Here is a 2,631-nt window from a genome sequence, read left to right on the forward strand (position 1 = left end):
TGCTATTCAACTTAGGGGTATAGAAATCGAAAATTTACCTATGAAGAAGAGGATTAGTATATATTCATATTTATTTGCTCCTATATTAACAGGGACAATTTTAAAAGCAGAAAAATTGTCAATTGCTATTGAAATGAGAGGATTTAGAGCATATGATAATCGTACTAGTTATCTGGTTTTAAAAATGGCTAAAAAAGATTATTTTATAATTTTTATAAGTATTATTTTTACTATCTTTTATATTGTTTTTTATAATTTTAGATAATTGGAGGGAAATATATGAAGGTTTTTTCCGTAGTGGGAATTACAGAATCAGGTAAGACTACAACTATAGAAAATATAATAAAGGAATTAAGAAGAAGAAGGTATTCTGTAGGTTCTGTTAAAGAAATACATTTTGAACAATTTGCCATAGATACTGAAGGGTCAAATACATATAGACATAAAGAAGCTGGTTCCCAATTGGTGACAGCTAGAGGATATTATGAAACGGATATACTTTTCCAAGAAAAACTAAGTATAGACAATATATTAAAATTTTATGATCATGATTTTGTTGTACTAGAAGGGGTTACGGATGCAAATGTACCAAAGATAATAACCGCTCATAATGAAAAGGAAGTACTGGAAAGATTAGATGATATGGTATTTGCAATATCTGGGAAGCTATCTAACACATTAGAGGAATTTGAAGATTTACCAGTTATTAATACCATTAATAATGTAGAGAGATTAGTTGATTTAATAGAAGAAAAAGTTTATGATAAATTACCAGACTTTCCAGAAGAATGTTGTGATAAATGTGGCTATAATTGTAGACAATTGGGTGCTATGATTTTGAAAGGCCAGGCTAAAAGAGAAGATTGTATATTAAAGGATTCCAAAGTAAAATTACAAATAGATGGAAAGGATATAGATATTGTTCCTTTTGTTCAAAATATATTATCTAATGCTGTATTAGGGGTAGTTAAAGAATTAGAAGGATACCAAAAAGGGAGGGAAATAACTATAAAGATATGATATAATGTTTAGTATAAATATGGTAAATTTAAATATTAAATGACAAGAAACGAAATATGGAAATTTTATTTATTTTGGTAAGGAGGTAAAGTTATAATGACAAAAATTATAATGGACAGTACATCAGATTTACCAGAGAGCATAATTGAAGAATATGGCATAGATATTTTACCCCTTAGAGTATTTATAAGAGATAAAGAATATTTGGACAAGGTTACTATTTCCGTTGAAGATGTATATGATGCAATGAGAAAAGGAATATGCCCTAAGACTTCATTGCCAAATCCTAAAAAAACCTATGAATTATTTAAAGATTATGCTACAAAGGGAATAGACTTTATTTTCTATTCTTTTTCTTCTAAACTATCTAGTACATATGAGACTTGTTATCTTATTATTGAGGAACTTAAGAAGGATTTCCCAGATGTAAAAATGGATATAATTGATACAAAAGGAGGTTCTTTTGCTTCTGGATTAATAGCTTTACAAGGAGCTATATTAGCAAAACTAGGCAATAAATTTGAGGATATAGTAAAAGCTTCAAAAGAGAATATAAAGTATATAGAACATATTTTTACCATTGATGATTTAAGTTGGCTTTTAAAGGGTGGAAGGATTAGTAAAAGTGGTGCAATAATTGGAAAAGCATTAAATATTAAGCCTGTTCTAGATGTTCAAGATGGGAAAATGGTAGTTATTAAAAAGATAAGGGGTAGAAAAAGAGCACTAAGTACTGTAGTAGATCTTGTTCAAGAGAGGATCAAAGAGTTTCCTAACCAAATAATCGGAATAACCCATGCAGATGACTTGAAAACTGCTCTAGAGGTAAAAGATATGATAATTGATAGAATTGGAAATAACAACAATATATTAATAGAAAAAATTGGTAGTGTATTAGGTTCCCATTTAGGCATAGGTGGAGTTGGAATATTCTTTTTTAATAAAAAACCCGAAACATACGTAAGTGAAGTAAAGTCAATATAATAATCACATTACCATCCATTCACTTCCCTGCATTCCCTGCAGTTTGTGCCTATAACCATCAGGATTTTGATGAATTATCACTGACTTTCCAATAGTATCCCTAGGTTTAAACTTATCTGTAAAAAAACTCATCCTAGCATAGCCATTATTTGAGAATATTACAGGAAAATCTCCTGCATGGTTTCCTTATATTTCGTAGGGATGGACCTGTGTGTCCATCCGGTTTCATAGGACACATAATTTTTATTTGATGTCACAGTGGTTAACCCCAATTAATAATATTAATTTATTAGGAGCAACAAAAATAAATTAAAGGTCAGATTAAAAACCCGACCTTTCCCTTAATAAAGCCTATATATCACTCCACAAGCCATCCTCTTCCCAGCATTCCCAGCAGGTTGGCTTCTATAATCATCAGGATTTTGATGAATTATCACCGATTTTCCTATAATATCCTTAGGCTTAAACTTATCCGTAAAAAAACTCATTCTAGCATAACCATTATTTGAAAATATTACGGGGAAATCCCCGGCGTGATTTCCGTGGGGCTGATTTGTAGGATTAAAATGGCCTCCTGCAGATTGGAAAGGTTCCTCTGGATTAGAAATTTCACAAATTCCATTTTCA

5 protein-coding genes are annotated in these 2,631 nt (G+C 30.5%); 3 read left to right on the forward strand and 2 right to left on the reverse strand.

All coding sequences use genetic code 11. From position 1 onward, the window contains the following. The 3 genes from VK998_RS04345 to VK998_RS04355 form a co-directional block, all read left to right on the forward strand. Positions 1–265, forward strand: a 265-nt coding sequence (locus tag VK998_RS04345) for an energy-coupling factor transporter transmembrane component T (protein WP_325225898.1), incomplete at its 5' end; no start/stop codon positions are given. A gap of 14 nt (positions 266–279) precedes the next feature. Then, positions 280–1,020, forward strand: a complete 741-nt coding sequence (gene mobB, locus VK998_RS04350; protein WP_325225900.1) for a molybdopterin-guanine dinucleotide biosynthesis protein B — start codon at positions 280–282, stop codon at positions 1,018–1,020. Positions 1,021–1,116: 96 nt separating this feature from the next. Then, positions 1,117–2,004 (forward strand): DegV family protein, encoded by an 888-nt coding sequence (locus VK998_RS04355; protein ID WP_325225901.1) that lies wholly within the window; start codon positions 1,117–1,119, stop codon positions 2,002–2,004. A gap of 3 nt (positions 2,005–2,007) precedes the next feature. Here the strand turns inward: VK998_RS04355 and VK998_RS12990 are convergent, their stop codons facing one another. Together VK998_RS12990 and VK998_RS04360 are read right to left on the reverse strand one after the other, a co-directional pair. Beyond that, positions 2,008–2,136: a hypothetical protein gene (locus VK998_RS12990; RefSeq protein ID WP_414713559.1), complete on the reverse strand. Its 129-nt coding sequence runs from the start codon at positions 2,134–2,136 to the stop codon at positions 2,008–2,010. A gap of 209 nt (positions 2,137–2,345) precedes the next feature. Then, positions 2,346–2,631, reverse strand: a 286-nt coding sequence (locus tag VK998_RS04360) for a superoxide dismutase family protein (protein WP_325225903.1), incomplete at its 5' end; no start/stop codon positions are given.

Source organism: Schnuerera sp. (assembly GCF_035459645.1).
In the GTDB taxonomy this organism is placed as follows: domain Bacteria; phylum Bacillota; class Clostridia; order Tissierellales; family Tepidimicrobiaceae; genus Schnuerera.

Coding starts and splice junctions, on each gene's coding strand:
- mobB (WP_325225900.1), top strand. CDS start 280: ATGAAGGTTTTTTCCGTAGTGGGAATTACAGAATCAGGTAAGACTACA.
- VK998_RS04355 (WP_325225901.1), top strand. CDS start 1,117: ATGACAAAAATTATAATGGACAGTACATCAGATTTACCAGAGAGCATA.
- VK998_RS12990 (WP_414713559.1), bottom strand. CDS start 2,136: ATGAGTTTTTTTACAGATAAGTTTAAACCTAGGGATACTATTGGAAAG.